Origin of the sequence: Teichococcus aerophilus (assembly GCF_014490485.1) — a bacterium.
In the GTDB taxonomy this organism is placed as follows: domain Bacteria; phylum Pseudomonadota; class Alphaproteobacteria; order Acetobacterales; family Acetobacteraceae; genus Pseudoroseomonas; species Pseudoroseomonas aerophila.
In genome coordinates this window covers 1-13,726 of record NZ_JACTVA010000081.1, presented here as the reverse complement: position 1 = coordinate 13,726, position 13,726 = coordinate 1, and the positions used below count along the sequence as shown (strand labels likewise).

The window sequence follows — 13,726 nt, the reverse complement described above, 5'->3', positions numbered from 1 at the left end:
CGCCATCGCCCTGCTGCTGGCCGCCGCCCTGCTGCCGCGCCTGCACGACGCCCCCGCGCCCACCGCCGCCGCCAATGCCGAGGCAGGGTCCGAGCCCTGGTCCGAAGCCGGCGTCGCCGCCGCCCGCGCCGCCGGCCGCCCGGTCTTCGTCAACCTGACGGCCGCCTGGTGCATCACCTGCAAGGTGAACGAGCGCGTCGCCCTCTCCACCGAGGCGGTGCGCGGCGCCTTCGCCCAGCGCAACGTCGCCTACTTCACCGGCGACTGGACGCGCGGCGGCGAGGAGATCGCCACCCTGCTGCGCGCCCATGGCCGGGAAGGCGTGCCGCTCTACCTCGTCTACCCAGCCGGCGGCGGCGCACCCCAGGTGCTGCCGCAGATCCTCACCGAGTCCATCGTGCTGCGCGCGCTGGAGGCACCCGCCACCACCGCCGGCACATCGCCCGCCGGGCAGGCCACGCCCGGCTAGCCCCCTACCCACCCCTCACGCCGAGACAGAGGAGACGTGCTCATGCCCTTCACCCTCCGCCGCCGCGCCCTGCTGGCCACCGCCGGCGCCCTGCCCTTCCTGCCCCGCCCCAGCTGGGCCGTGGCACCCTCCATCGGGGCGCCCGCGCCCGCTTTCAGCCTGCCGGACCAGGACGGCAAGACCCACGCCCTGGCGGATTTCCGCGGCAAGACCGTCGTGCTGGAATGGACCAACCACGACTGCCCCTTCGTGCGGAAGCACTACTCCAGCGGCAACATGCAGCGCTTCCAGCGCGAAGCGGCCGAGCGTGGCATCGTCTGGCTCTCCATCGCCTCTTCCCCGCCTGGCGAGCAGGGGCACGTGACGCCTGAACAGGCCCGCGCCCTGACCAGCGAGCGTGAAGCCGCCCCCGCCGCCGTGCTGCTGGACCCGCGCAGCCAAGCCGCCCGCGCCTATGGTGCCACCACGACACCCCACATGTACGTCATCGATGCCGAAGGGGTGCTGCGCTACATGGGCGGCATCGACAGCGTGCCCTCCAGCAAGGTGGAAGACATCGCCCGCGCCGCCCCCCTGGCCCGGGACGCCATGCTGGCTGTGGCAGAAGGCCGCCCGGTGGCCCAGGCCGTCACCCGCAACTACGGCTGCGCGATCAAGTACGCACCGGCTGCCTGAGGCGCGGCGAACCATGGCCCGGCGCTGAACTGGCTTTCGTCGTGGGGGCGCTTCGGGGAAACAAAGAAGGCCGGGGAAGGAATTCCCCGGACCCCTTTTTTTCTTTTTTCGAGTTTTTGCCGAAGCGGCTGTTGAAGGGGTGGCTGTGAGAGACGGCTGGGTGCGCCGGAGGTCCTAGACCTCCGGCGACTGAGGGTTCAGCCCGCGTGGCCCATTGATAAAATCATCAAGCAGCGCCCACTCTCAGTCCTGAAGCGCATCGCCAGACCCGCAGAAAAAAGAAGGGGCCCGGGGAATTCTTTCCCCGGCCTTTCTTCTCACTTCCGAGCGCCTCAGGTCAGCGGCGGCGCCACGAATTGCTGGAAGGCGGGGCGCTGGGTGAGGCGGCCGTACCAGGCGTCCAGGCGCGGCAGTTGCGGCTTGCCGGGGATGTCGATGCCGAACCAGCGGCGGGCGTAGGCGCCGAGGGCGATGTCGGCCAGGGTCAGCGCATCGCCTTCGACGAAGGGGTGGCCGTGGGCCAGGTGTGCGTCCAGCACCCGCCATACGCTGGCGGAGGCTTCGGCGGCGGCGTTGATCACCGCCATGTCGCGGTCTTCCGGTTTTGTGCGGACCATGCCCCAGAACAGGTTCCGCTCGGCGGGCTGCAGGGTGGAGAGCACCCAGTCCAGCCAGCGTTCCACCCGCGCCCGCGCGGCGGCGGCGGCGGGGTAGAGCAGGCGCTGCTCCTGCCCGGGCTGGCGCTCGATCTCGCGCAGCGCCAGATAGCGCAGGATGGCGTGGGATTCCCACAGCACCACGTCGCCATCCACCAGGGTGGGGATGCGGCCGTTGGGGTTCATCGCGCGGTATTCGGCGGTGTCCACCTGGCCGTATTGCATGCCGGCGTCCAGCCGCTCGAACGGGATGCCCAGCTCGCCGCAACACCACAGCACCTTCTGCACATTGACCGAGTTGGCCCGGCCCCAGATCCGCAACTGCGCCATACGTCTCTCTCCTTGCCGGGGGTTCGTTCCCCCTTTCGATTCAGGCAGGCCGTTCCAGGGCTGTTGCCCGCACGGCTGATGATGTTGCGGCTTCAGGCGCCGCCCCGGGCCGGCTCGTCTGCCCGGTGGGTGCCAGCCAGGTAGTCGGCCGCGCACAGCGCCTGCAGCCGGATGACGGCGATGGCTTCCTCCACCGTCACATGCTCCTGGTCCGTCCCCATGCTGATGTTGGACGGGCCGCAGATCACCGCGGGAATGCCCCGCCAGCGCCAGTAGCGTGCATCGGTGCCGCCCAGGCTGCACACCGGCGGCGCGTCCAGCCCCAGCAGCTCCCGCGTGTTGCGGCGGAGGATCTGCGCCAGCTCGCCCTCAGGGTCGGTCATGCTGGCGGGGTAGCTGTGGTCCTCGTTCACCACCATCGTGCAGCCATGCTCGTCCGCCAGGGCCAGCAGTTCGGCGCGCAGCACGTCCCGGTCGGTGCCCAGGGGGGTGCGGATATCCAGGTGGGCGGTGCAGGCGGTGGGGATCTGCGTCGCCTTCAGCCCGCCATTGATGATGCCGATATTCACCGTGATGCGCCGGGCGTTCTCCGCCGCGCCCGCGCCCAGCAGCGCATCGGCGGTGCGGACAGTCTCGGGCGAGGTCAGGATGGCGTCCACCTCCGGCGGCAGGTCGCCCAGCTTCAGGTGGTACAGCTCGTAGATGCGCGACGTCAGCCGGATGATGCGCTCGATCGGGTTGGGCGCCTGGTGCGGGTAGCCGCCATGCCCGCCGATGCCGCTGGAGGAGAGCGAGAAGCGCAGCGTCCCCTTCTCCATGAAGCGCAGATTGCCGAGGCCGCTTGGCTCGCCGTTCAGGCAGGCATCGGCGGCGACCACGCCAGGGTGCTGCTCGAACAGGAAGCGGGTGCCGTAGCGGCCGCCGGATTGCTCGTCCGATACCACGGTCAGGCTCAGCGCGCCGGCCAGGGCGGCGCGGTGCTCGTGCAGGTAGCCATAGGCCATGATGGCGGCCAGCGTGCCGGTCTTCATGTCCGACGCACCACGGCCATAGATGCGGCCGTCGCGCAGCTCCGCCGCCCAAAGCGCCTCGTTGCTGACAGGGAAGACATCCATGTGGCCGTTCAGCACCAGGTGCTTCCCCGGCCGCGCGCCGTCCCACCGGCCGACGATGTTGGGCATCTCCGCCACGGCGGAGAGGGTACGGTGCGGCACGCCGAAGCGGTCCAGGATACCGCGGACGAAATCGGCGGCTTCCCGCGTATCGCCCGGCGGATTGACGCTGCGGATGCGCAGGAACTGCCGCAGCAGCTCCACCAGCATGTCCCGGTCCGCATCGATGCGGGCGTTGATCGCGTCCCGCACGCTGGAGGCTGACGTCACGGCGGTTCCTTCCCGTCCCCTCCCTTCCTGTTATGTCGGGGTGTGCGGGTTGGAAAGGGGGCTGGCGGGAACCGCGCGGCGCAGCCCGGCCATGCCCTGGGCAGCCGGCGGGGCGCATGGCAGAGTGAGCGGCACCATGGAAACGCCACCGGGGAAGAAACCCGCACGCATCCGCCGCGACATCCCCGCCGGCCCACCGCCCGACGCCCACCGGTTGCGGGAGGCCGCGCTGGCGCATCTCGCCCGCTTCGGCACCACCGAGGCCGGGCTGTGCCGCGTGCTGCAACGCCGGGTGGACCGCTGGGCCCGCCGGGCCGAGAACGAAGGCCAGCTGGCCGAGACCATCGCCCCGCTCGCGGCCTGCGCGAAGCAGGCGGCGGCCGAGGTCGCCCATGCCCTGGCACAGGTGGGGGCGGTGGATGACGAGGCCTTCGCCGCTGCCCGCACCCGCCGGCTGGCCCAGGCCGGCCGGTCCCGCCGCGCCATCGCCGCGCATCTGGCCGCCAAGGGCGTGGACGCCACCACCGCCGGCACTCTGCTGGAGGAGACGGACGAGCTGGCCGCCGCGCTCGGCCACCTGCGCCGCCGCCGCGCCGGCCCCTTCGCGCAGACGCAGCCGGTCCCGCCCGAGGCCCGGTTGAAGGCGATGGGTGCCATGGCGCGCGGCGGCTTCTCCCGCGACCTGGCCGAGCGGGCGCTGGACATGGAGCCGGACGCCGCCACCGATTACCTGCTGGCATCCCGCCGTGGCTGAGGCCCCACCGCCGGAGACGCCACCCGCGCACTCCACCCCCACGGGCAGCACCGCCCAGGCGCCCACCCCCGCCACGCCCGGCGCAACCGTGCCCGAACCAGCGGCGGACCCCACCGGCGGCGCTCCCGCCGGGGCCGCAACCGCCGAGGCCGGCCGCGCCGGGGACAGCCGCACCGGGGACAGCCGCACCGGGGACAGCCACACTGGGGCGCCCCCCAGAATGGCCACCGCCAGCAGCGTTGTCTTCACCCGTGTGGGCCTGCGCCGCGGCAACCGCGCCGCCATCCCGCTGCTGATCGGCTTGATGCCCTTCGCGCTGGTCGTCGGCGTCGTCTCCCAGGGCAAGGGGCTGAGCCTGCTGGAAACGCTGTTGATGTCGGCGCTGGTCTATGCCGGTTCCTCCCAGTTGCTGGCGCTGGAACTCTGGGCCGACCCGGCGCCTATCCTTGCCGCCTGCCTCGCGGCCTTCGCCGTCAATATCCGCATGGCGCCGATGGGCGCCGCCCTGGCGCCGTGGATGGACAAGCTGCGCGGCTGGCGCCTGTGGGGCACGCTGGGCACCATCGTCGACCACTCCTTCGCGCTTGGCGTCGCCGACATCCGCTCCGGCGGCAAGGATGCCGGCTACCTGATGGGCATCGGCGTCGTGCTGTGGACGGCGTGGATCCTGCTGGTCGGCGTTGGGCACGTCATGGGCGGGCTGGTGCGGCTGCCGCCGGGCCACCCGCTGTTCTTCGCCGCCACCGCCACCTTCGTGGCACTGCTGGTCACGCTCTGGCGCGGGCTGGCGCGGGATTTGTGGCCCTGGGCGACGGCAGCACTGGTCGCCGTCGCCGCGCTGCGCCTGGGGCTGCCGCAGCCGGTGCCGCTGCTGGCCGGCGCCCTCTCTGGCGCCGCACTGGCCGCATGGCGGGAGAGGAGGACGCCATGATGCTGCGCCTGGACGTATTGCTGGCCATCATCGGCATGGCCCTCGTCACCTATGCCTGCCGCGCCGGCGGCTACGCCGTGCTGCGCGTGGTCCGGCCGCCGCCCTTCATCGACGCCATGCTGCGGCACATCCCCGGGCCACTCTTCGCCGCCTATGTCGCGCTCGCCCTCTCCAACATGGGGCCGGAAACCTGGCTGGCGGCAGCAGCGGTGGTGCTGACGCAATGGAAGACCGGCAATCTCGGGCTCTCCATCGTCGTGGGCGTGCTGGCGGTAGCGGGGCTGCGGCCGCTGCTGGGGGGCTGAGAGACCACAGGCTCTCCGCTGGGGACAACCTCGCCCCCACCCTCTATCGTTGCGGGACTTCCGATGGGCCTTCGACTGCATGGTGAGCGGGGCCGAGGCGGTCAGTCGGGGCCAAAGAGGGCTCTGCCCTCTCTGGACACTCCCGCTGGGGTGACAGGGTCACCCCAGACCCCGCCGTCTGTTGAAGCGTTACTCGTCAGCGCGCCTGGCGATGGCACCGCGGTGCCGTCAATTCCATTTAATCATATGATTTATATAAAAATTCCCGCATTCAGATGCGGGCTACGATGCCGTTTTCAGCGCGAACGGATCATATGATGCGTGCTTCCGGCGCGGTCTGCCTGCAGCCAAACTCTCCCGTCATCTTCACCGCCAATGCGACGGGCACCCCGCTCCAAAACACCCAGCGGGGTCCGGGGTGGACTTTCCACCCCGGCGGGGGCCTGGGGGCAGCGCCCCCAATGCACAGCGGCAAAAATCAGAAAGCCGAGGAGAACGGAATCACCGCCACCGCATCCCCCGGCGCCACCACCATCACCTCCTCCGGCAATTCCACGAAAGCGTCGGAGCGGGTGAGCGAGGTCAGCAGCCCCGCCCCTTCGCGCGGGTATTTCCGTGCGACCGGCACCAGCGTGCCGGTGGAGAGGGTGACGCGCACATATTCCCGCCGCCCGGCTTTCTTGCGGTAGTGGAAGTCAGCCGTGGCGGCGAAGCGCGGCAGCGGGGCCGGGTTGGCGCCGGCCAGGCGCAGTGCCAGCGGCCGCGCCAGGTGCAGGAAGGTGACGATGGCCGCCACCGGGTTGCCCGGCAGCCCCAGCACCGGGGTGCCGCCCATCACGCCCATGGCGGCGGGCCGGCCGGGCTTCAGCGCCAGCTTCCAGAACACCAGGCTGCCGCCCGATTGCAACGCGGCGCGGACATGGTCTTCCTCCCCGGTCGAGACGCCGCCGGAGGTCAGCAGCATGTCGTGCCGGGCGGCGGCGTCGCGCAGCGCGGCCTCGGTAGCGCCGGCACGGTCGGGCAGGATGCCGAGGTCGAAGGCCTCCACCGGCAGCCCGGCCAGCAGCGCCAGAAGGGAGAACCGGTTGCTGTCGTAGGTCTGCGCGGCGGTTAGCGCCGTGCCGGGGGTGGCCAGTTCGTCGCCCGTGCTGAACACGCCGATGCGCGGCCGGCGGCGGGCAGGCAGCGTGGCAAAGCCCAGCGCGGCGGCCAGGCCGATCTCGGCGGGGCCGAGGCGGGTGCCGGCGGGCAGCGCCAGCTCGCCCTGGGCCACGTCCTCCCCGGCCGGGCGGCAATTGGCGCCGTGCTTCAGGCCGGGCGGCAGGCGCAGGGTGCCGGCTTCCAGCCGCGCATCCTCCTGCATCATCACCGTATCGGCGCCGGGCGGCATCGGCGCGCCGGTCAGGATACGTAGCGCCGTGCCGGGGGCCAGGGCGGCATCGGGCACCTGCCCGGCGGCCAGTCGGCCCTCCAGCCGCAGCGGCGTGTCCTCCCCAGGCCGCAGGTCGGCATGGCGGAAGGCGTAGCCATCGACGGCGCTGTTGAAGAAGGGCGGCAGCGGCTGCGGTGCATGCAGGTCCCGCGCCAGCACCCGGCCGCGGGCGGTGGCGAGCGTGACGTCTTCCTCCCCCTCCAGCACCGGCACGCGGGCGATGACCAGGGCGGCCGCGTCCTCGACAGACAGCAGCGCCCCGCCATGGACGAAGCAATCGTCGGTCAGCTGGGCCATGGCACGGCGTGGGCCAGGACGAGGTCGGCCACCTGCTCCACCGCATCCAACCCGGCGAAGGGCAGGCCGCCCGGCGGCGGCGTATCGGTGGCGGCGGCGCGGATGGCGGGGTCGTCCGGATGCAGCCAGGGCTTGCCGTTGGCGGCGCGGTGGACCTCGATCTTGGGGTGGGCGTCGCGCTTGAAGCCCTCGACGATCACCAGATCCACCGGGTCCAGCCGCGCCAGCAGTTCCACCAGCGGTGGCTCCGGCGCGCCGCGCAACTCGCTCATCAGCGCCCAGCGGTTGGCGGAGGATACCAGCACCTGCCGCGCACCGGCCTGCCGGTGGGTGTGGCTGTCCTTGCCCGGCTGGTCGACATCGAAGGCATGATGGGCATGCTTGACGGTGGAAACGCCAAAGCCCCGCGCATTCAAGGCAGGGATCAGGCGGGCCAACAACGTGGTCTTGCCGGCTCCACTCCAGCCAGCCAGTCCGATCAGGCGCATGGCCATCGGCTTAGCGGGGGGCAGGGCCACGCCGCAACCCCACAGGGAGGGCGGGGTGGCAGGGAGGAAGGCCGGGGAAGGAATTCCCCGGACCCCTTCTTTTCTTTTTCGAGTTTTTCGGGCGGGACTGCTGAGGGCGTGGTCCTGAAGGACGGTCGGGTGCGCCGGAGGTCCTAGACCTCCGGCGACTGACGGTTCAGCCCGCGTAGCCCATTATAAACAGCAAGCAGCGCCCGCTTTCAGTCCCGAAGCGCCACGCCAAACTCGCAGAAAGAAGAATGGGTCTGGGGAATTCATTCCCCAGCCTTCCCCTCACGCCGCCACAGGGAAGCACCCCCCGGTGTCAGTCCGCCCCAGCCGGGCGGGCATTGGGGCCGGTCGTGCTGCCTGGGCGCACCACTTCATGCGCCTTGGCCAGTTCTTCTTCCACCCACAGGCTGTGGTGCTCGCGCGCCCAGTTGTAGTCCACCTTGCCCCGGCCCATGGCGGCGAAGGCGCCTTCCATGCCCAGCGTGCCGATATAGATGTGGCCCAGCATCACCGCGATCATCACGGCGGAGAGGGTGCCGTGCGCCATGTGCGCCCATTGCTGGCCATCGATGCCGGTGACGGCGAAGGGGAACACCAGCATGTAGCCGGAGGCCGCGACGATGGCGCCGCCCAGTACCGTGATCCAGAACACGCCCTTCTGGCCGGCGTTGAAGCGGGCTGCGGGCGGGTGGCCCTTGCCGACCATTCCGCCGCCCATCTTCAGCCAGACCAGGTCCAGCTTGTTGGGGATGTTGCCGCCCACCCACATGACGAACAGCAGCACGATGCCGAGCGTGAACGGGAAGGCCAGGAAGTTATGCGCGAACTTGCCGGCGGCGGAGACGGCGGTGAAGGCTTCCGGCCCGATCACCGGCAGCAGCAGGTGCCGCCCGAAGGTCAGGTTGAGGCCGGACAGCGCCAGCACGATGAAGCTGCTGGCCGTCATCCAGTGCGCCATGCGCTCGATGAAGGTGAAGCGCACCATCTCGCGGCCGGAGAAGCCGTCCTGCACCCGCACGCGGCCGCGGATCAGGTAGAACACCGCCAGCAGCGCCGCGGTGCCGAGGATGGCGATGGCCGCGATCCACAGCAGCGTCGTGTTGTGGAAGTTGCGCCAGTCCCGCCCGGCGGGATGCACCAGGTTGGCGGATTTCCAGTCGGGGATGGAGACGCGGCCATGGATGCTGCCGCCCTGCAGTGCGCGCTGCAGCTCCAGCTCCGCCGCATCGGGCTGGCCACGGTCCGGGAAGGGCGGCGGCGCGGGGATGGGCGTGACCGGGGTGGGCGCAACGGAAGGCTGCGGCGGCGTAGCGTTGTTGCCGGTGGGCGCCGGCGTATCGGTGGCCTGGGGCACCTGGCGCTGGGCGTTCTCGCCGGCGTTCTGGGTTTCCGGCACCGGGGCCTGCACCTCGGGCGTGCCGGCGGCGGGGCCGGGGCCGTTGGCTTGGTCCTGCTGGCCGGGCGAGCCCGGGGGCTGGGCCTGCTGCGTGGTGGCGGGCTGGCCGGGTGCCGGCGGCGGCGAGGCCGGCTCGGCATGCGGCTGCGCGGGCGCAGGCCCTGCGGGCGGCGTGTTGGCGGTGCCGAGCGTGGTGTTGCTGGTCGTGCCCGGGCTGGTATCGGTCTGCGCCGGGCTGGCCTGGCCGGTGTCGATCTGGCCACCGGTGGGCTGGGCCAGGGCAAGCTGTGGCAAGGCAGCCGGTGCCACGGCCAGCAGCACGGCGAGCGTGGGGGCGATCAGGCCGCGCATCAGGAGCCCACCGTCTCGCGATAGGCGGTGCGCCAGCCCCAGGCGCCGGAGCCATAGCCGCGCGTCTGCACCCGCTCCTTGTAGATGCTGGCGATGATGTCGCCATCGCCGGCCAGCAGCGCCTTGGTGGAGCACATCTCGGCGCAGAGCGGCAGCTTGCCTTCGGCGATGCGGTTGGCGCCGTACTGCGCGTATTCGGCGGCCGAGTTGTCGGCCTGCGGACCACCGGCACAGTAGGTGCACTTATCCATTTTGCCGCGGCCGCCGAAATTGCCGATCTTCGGATATTGCGGCGCGGCGAAGGGGCAGGCGTAGAAGCAGTAGCCGCAGCCGATGCACAGATCCTTGTCGTGCAGCACGATGTGGTCGGCCGTGGTGTAGAAGCAGTTCACCGGGCAGACCGCCTGACAGGGCGCGTCCGTGCAATGCATGCAGGCCATGGAGATGCTGCGCTCCCCCGGCTTGCCGTCATTGAGCGTGACGACGCGCCGGCGGTTGATGCCCCAGGGCACCTCGTTCTCGTTCTTGCAGGCGGTGACGCAGGCGTTGCATTCGATGCAGCGGTCGCTGTCACAGAGGAACTTCATGCGGGCCATGTGTTCTGCCCCTCCTTATTCAGCGCGGATCTGGCAGAGCGTGACCTTGGTTTCCTGCATGAAGGTCACCGGGTCGTAGCCATAGGTGGTCAGCTGGTTGACGCTTTCGCCCAGCACGATCGGGTCGGTGCCGGGCGGGTAGTGCTTGCGGCGGTCCTCGCCCTGCCACCAGCCGCCGAAGTGGAACGGCATGAAGGCGACGCCCTTGCCGACACGCTCGGTCACCAGCGCCTTCATCCGCGCCTTGCTGCCGCCTTCCGGCCCGGTCACCCAGACATACTGGCCGTCCTTGATGCCACGGTCGGCGGCATCGGCGGTGTTCACCTCGACGAACATGTCCTGCTGCAGTTCCGCCAGCCAGGGGTTGGAACGCGTCTCCTCCCCACCGCCCTCGTATTCGACAAGGCGACCGGAGGTCAGCACGATCGGAAAGTCCCGGAATGCCGCCGGGCTGCGCGCCTGCACGCTCTTGCCCAGATGCGGCAGGCGGAAGCCGCGCCGGTCGTCCAGCGTCGGGTACTGCTCGATCAGGTCGGGGCGGGAGGTGTAGATCGGCTCCCGGTGCACCGGCACGGGGTCCGGCAGGTTCCAGGCATTCGCCCGCGCCTTGCCGTTGCCGTAGGGGATGCAGCCGTGGCTGAGCGCCACGCGGATGATGCCGAAGGAGAGGTCGGTCGCCCAGCTCACGCGGTCGATGTTGTCGCCGCCGATCCCGCCGATGATCTCCTTCTCCTTCTCCGTCAGCTCATCGAACCAGCCGAGGCGCTTCAGCACCGCCACGGTGAATTCGGGGTAGCCGTCGGTCAGCTCGGAGCCCTTGGAGTAGGAGCCCTCGGCCAGCAGGGTCTTGCCCTCGCGCTCCACGCCCCAGCGGGCGCGGAAGGTGCCGCCGCCCTCGCGCACGTCCAGGCCGGTATTGTACAGCAGGTGCGTGCCGGGGTGTTTCATCTCCGGCGTGCCCCAGCAAGGCCACGGCAGGCCGTAGAACTCGCCCGCCACCGGCGTGCCGGGCCTGCCGCGCAGCGTCACCAGGTCGAAATGCTGCTGGTTCTGCATGTGCAGCCGCAGCCGCTCCGGCGACTGGCCGGAATAGCCGCTGGCGATGGCGCCGCGGTTGATCTCGCGCAGGATGCTCTCGGCGGTCGGCTTCTTGTCGTTGACCTCCAGCGTCTTGAACATCTCGCCGGCGAAGCCGAGCTTTTCGGCCAGGCGGTAGACCAGCTCAAAGTCGTTCTTGCTCTCGAAGATCGGCTCCACCACCTTCTCGCCCCACTGGACGGAGCGGTTGGAGGCGGTGCGGCTGCCCTCGACCTCGAACTGCGTGCACATCGGCAGCAGGTAGGTGCCGTTCCGGCGGTCGGACATCGCGGCGAAGGTGGTGGGATGCGGGTCCGCCACCACCAGCAGATCCAGCTTCTCCAGCCCCTTCACCGCTTCCGGCATGCGGGTCACGGTATTGCCGCCATGACCGACCACGACCATGCCCTTCAGCGTGTCCGGCTGCTGCACCTGGTCCTTCGGCAGCAGCACGGCATCGAACCAGCGGGTGGTCGGGATGCCCGGTGTCTCCATCAGCGCCTTGCTGGCGAAGCGGCCGACCATCTGCTCGTACGGGATGTCCCACACCCGGCACCAATGGCGCCACGCGGCCTCGTCGATGCCGTAGTAAGCGGGCAGCGAGGTGACATCGAGGCCGAAATCCGTCGCGCCCTGCACGTTGCAGTGGCCGCGGAAGATGTTGGCGCCAGTACCTTCCTTGCCCACATTGCCGGTGGCCAGCAGCAGGATGGAATAGGCGCGCACATTGGCGGTGCCGACGGTCTTCTGCGTCGCGCCCATGCACCAGATGAGGGTGGAGGGCTTCTGCGTGGCGAAGATCTGCGCGATCTTCTTCATCTGGTCCGGGTGCACGCCCGCCACGCGCTCCACCTCCGCCGGGTGCCACTTGGCGACTTCGCGGCGGACATCGTCCATGCCGTACACGCGCTGGGCGATGAACTCCTTGTCCTCCCACCCATTCTCGAAGATGTGCCAGAGCAGGCCCCAGATGATGGGGATGTCGGTGCCCGGGCGGATGCGCATGAACTCGGTGGCATGCGCCGCCGTGCGGGTGAAGCGCGGGTCGATGACGATCAGGTTCGCGCGGTTCATCTCCTTGCCGGAGAGCACGTGCTGCAGCGAGACCGGGTGCGCTTCCGCCGGGTTGCCGCCCATGATGATCATGGTGCGGGCATTGCGGATGTCGTTGTAGCTGTTCGTCATCGCCCCATACCCCCAGGTATTGGCGACGCCGGCGACGGTGGTGGAGTGGCAGATGCGCGCCTGATGGTCCACCGAGTTGGTGCCCCAGAAGGCGGCGAACTTACGGAACAGGTAGGCGCCCTCGTTCGAGAACTTGGCGCTGCCCAGCCAGAACACCGAATCCGGCCCGGATTTCTGGCGGATTTCAGCGAGCTTGTCGCCGATCTCGTTGATCGCGACGTCCCAGGAAATGCGCTGCCACTGGCCGTCCACCAGCTTCAGCGGGTATTTCAGGCGGCGGTCGCCATGCACCAGCTCGCGGACCGAGGCGCCCTTGGCGCAGTGGGTGCCACGGTTGATCGGGCTGTCGAAGCTGGGCTCCTGCCCCACCCAGACGCCGTTCTGCACCTCGGCCGTGACGGTGCAGCCGACGGAGCAGTGGGTGCAGACGTTCTTCACCTGCGTGATGGGCTGGCTGAAATTGGTCGGCCCCGCCTGCGCGCGTCGGGCGGTGGAAAGGTTCAGCCCGCCCAGCGCCGCCAGCCCGGTGCCGGCCAGCCCGGCCTGGCGCAGGAAGGCGCGGCGGTCCAGCCCGCCGGCGGAAAGCCCCTGGTAGGCGGCGGAAAGGCGCTGCTTCGCCGCGGCCCCGTCACTGCGCTTGATCAGCATGTGGCGTGTACTCCCGGCTCAGTAGCGGTTGGTGCGGTAGAAAGCTTTGACGTGGTCGGTCTCGCGGTAGCGCGCGGCCACCCGCTCATCCGCCGTCTCCTTGGCGGGGCGGGCGTCGCCCAGGCTGCCATCGGCGTTGAAGGCGGCGGCCGGGGTGGCGCTGGCCACCGCCGCGCCGCCGGCCAGGCCCAGGGCCTTGAGGAAGCCGCGCCGCTGCCCCGTGGTGTCGCGTTCGCTCATGCTCGCCTCCCCTTCCTCATGCCGGCAGCCCGGCCGCCGCTGTCTCGATATCGATGACCGCCACGCCCAGTGCGCCCACGGCGCGGTAGAAGCGGGCGGCTTCCGCCTTCTCCAGGTCGGCGAAGGCGCGGCCCGCCCAAGGGCGCAGGTGACGCTCATAGAACGCGCCCACGGCCTCCGCGGTGGCAGGGAAATCTCCCGCCAGCAGCCCGGCCATCGCCTCGCACAGGAAGCCCAGATGGTCCTCCGGCTCCGCCACCCCGTTGCCGCGCTCGATGCCCAGGCGGCGCAGGTCGTCCCGCAACAGCGCCAGGGGCCGCTCATGCAGGAAGCCGGTCAGGTAGTAGGAGGCGAAGGGCAGCAATTCGCCCCGGCCGACGCCGATGAACAGGTCGTGGTACTCGCGCGCCAGCGCGGCGGGCTCGGCCAGGCGGGCGGCCTCGGCCAGGCCGGCGCAGGCCACGCCCAGCGGCGTGGCGGGCTG

The 13,726-nt window shown here is 70.5% G+C and carries 14 protein-coding genes; 5 read left to right on the top strand and 9 right to left on the bottom strand.

Going from position 1 to position 13,726, the window contains the following annotated elements; genetic code table 11:
• Window positions 1-469: thioredoxin family protein (locus IBL26_RS24000; protein ID WP_187787042.1), on the top strand; the 469-nt coding region annotated here is incomplete at its 5' end.
• Between the two features lie 42 nt (window positions 470-511).
• Window positions 512-1,144 carry a thioredoxin family protein gene (locus IBL26_RS23995; protein WP_187787041.1) on the top strand — a complete coding sequence of 211 codons (633 nt, stop codon included), beginning with the start codon at window positions 512-514 and terminating at the stop codon, window positions 1,142-1,144.
• Between the two features lie 332 nt (window positions 1,145-1,476).
• Here IBL26_RS23995 and IBL26_RS23990 read toward each other — a convergent pair whose 3' ends face one another.
• The gene (locus IBL26_RS23990) at window positions 1,477-2,130 is read right to left on the bottom strand and encodes a glutathione S-transferase family protein (RefSeq protein ID WP_187787040.1); all 654 of its coding nucleotides are present in this window, start codon (window positions 2,128-2,130) and stop codon (window positions 1,477-1,479) included.
• 92 nt (window positions 2,131-2,222) lie between these two features.
• Window positions 2,223-3,512 carry a M20/M25/M40 family metallo-hydrolase gene (locus IBL26_RS23985; RefSeq protein WP_187787039.1) on the bottom strand — a complete coding sequence of 430 codons (1,290 nt, stop codon included), beginning with the start codon at window positions 3,510-3,512 and terminating at the stop codon, window positions 2,223-2,225.
• Window positions 3,513-3,648: 136 nt separating this feature from the next.
• On the opposite strand from IBL26_RS23985, the gene IBL26_RS23980 reads away from it, so the two are divergent.
• From IBL26_RS23980 to IBL26_RS23970, 3 genes are read left to right on the top strand one after another with little or no spacing between them, the layout of a single operon-like run.
• The gene (locus tag IBL26_RS23980; RefSeq protein ID WP_187787038.1) at window positions 3,649-4,266 is read left to right on the top strand and encodes a regulatory protein RecX; all 618 of its coding nucleotides are present in this window, start codon (window positions 3,649-3,651) and stop codon (window positions 4,264-4,266) included.
• Entirely contained in the window at window positions 4,259-5,197 is a 939-nt protein-coding gene (locus tag IBL26_RS23975; RefSeq protein WP_367615501.1) for an AzlC family ABC transporter permease, read from the top strand. The genes IBL26_RS23980 and IBL26_RS23975 overlap by 8 nt, the downstream gene beginning before the upstream one ends.
• A complete protein-coding gene (locus IBL26_RS23970; RefSeq protein WP_241749717.1) occupies window positions 5,194-5,502 on the top strand; it encodes an AzlD family protein in 309 nt (102 codons plus the stop codon). Before IBL26_RS23975 ends, IBL26_RS23970 begins: the two co-directional genes overlap by 4 nt.
• 478 nt (window positions 5,503-5,980) lie before the next feature.
• Here the strand turns inward: IBL26_RS23970 and IBL26_RS23965 are convergent, their stop codons facing one another.
• The 7 genes from IBL26_RS23965 to IBL26_RS23935 all read right to left on the bottom strand — a co-directional run.
• Entirely contained in the window at window positions 5,981-7,231 is a 1,251-nt protein-coding gene (locus tag IBL26_RS23965; protein ID WP_187787037.1) for a molybdopterin molybdotransferase MoeA, read from the bottom strand.
• A complete protein-coding gene (gene mobB, locus IBL26_RS23960) occupies window positions 7,219-7,719 on the bottom strand; it encodes a molybdopterin-guanine dinucleotide biosynthesis protein B (protein ID WP_187787036.1) in 501 nt (166 codons plus the stop codon). The genes IBL26_RS23965 and mobB overlap by 13 nt, the downstream gene beginning before the upstream one ends.
• A gap of 343 nt (window positions 7,720-8,062) precedes the next feature.
• Window positions 8,063-9,496, bottom strand: coding sequence for a formate dehydrogenase subunit gamma (locus IBL26_RS23955; RefSeq protein ID WP_187787035.1), 1,434 nt, complete (start codon window positions 9,494-9,496; stop codon window positions 8,063-8,065).
• Window positions 9,496-10,092: a formate dehydrogenase FDH3 subunit beta gene (fdh3B, locus tag IBL26_RS23950; protein WP_187787034.1), complete on the bottom strand. Its 597-nt coding sequence runs from the start codon at window positions 10,090-10,092 to the stop codon at window positions 9,496-9,498. The genes IBL26_RS23955 and fdh3B overlap by 1 nt, the downstream gene beginning before the upstream one ends.
• Before the next feature lie 15 nt (window positions 10,093-10,107).
• Window positions 10,108-13,002, bottom strand: coding sequence for a formate dehydrogenase subunit alpha (locus IBL26_RS23945; protein WP_187787033.1), 2,895 nt, complete (start codon window positions 13,000-13,002; stop codon window positions 10,108-10,110).
• 18 nt (window positions 13,003-13,020) lie between these two features.
• A complete protein-coding gene (locus IBL26_RS23940; RefSeq protein WP_187787032.1) occupies window positions 13,021-13,242 on the bottom strand; it encodes a twin-arginine translocation signal domain-containing protein in 222 nt (73 codons plus the stop codon).
• A gap of 16 nt (window positions 13,243-13,258) precedes the next feature.
• Window positions 13,259-13,726: TorD/DmsD family molecular chaperone (locus IBL26_RS23935; RefSeq protein ID WP_187787031.1), on the bottom strand; the 468-nt coding region annotated here is incomplete at its 5' end.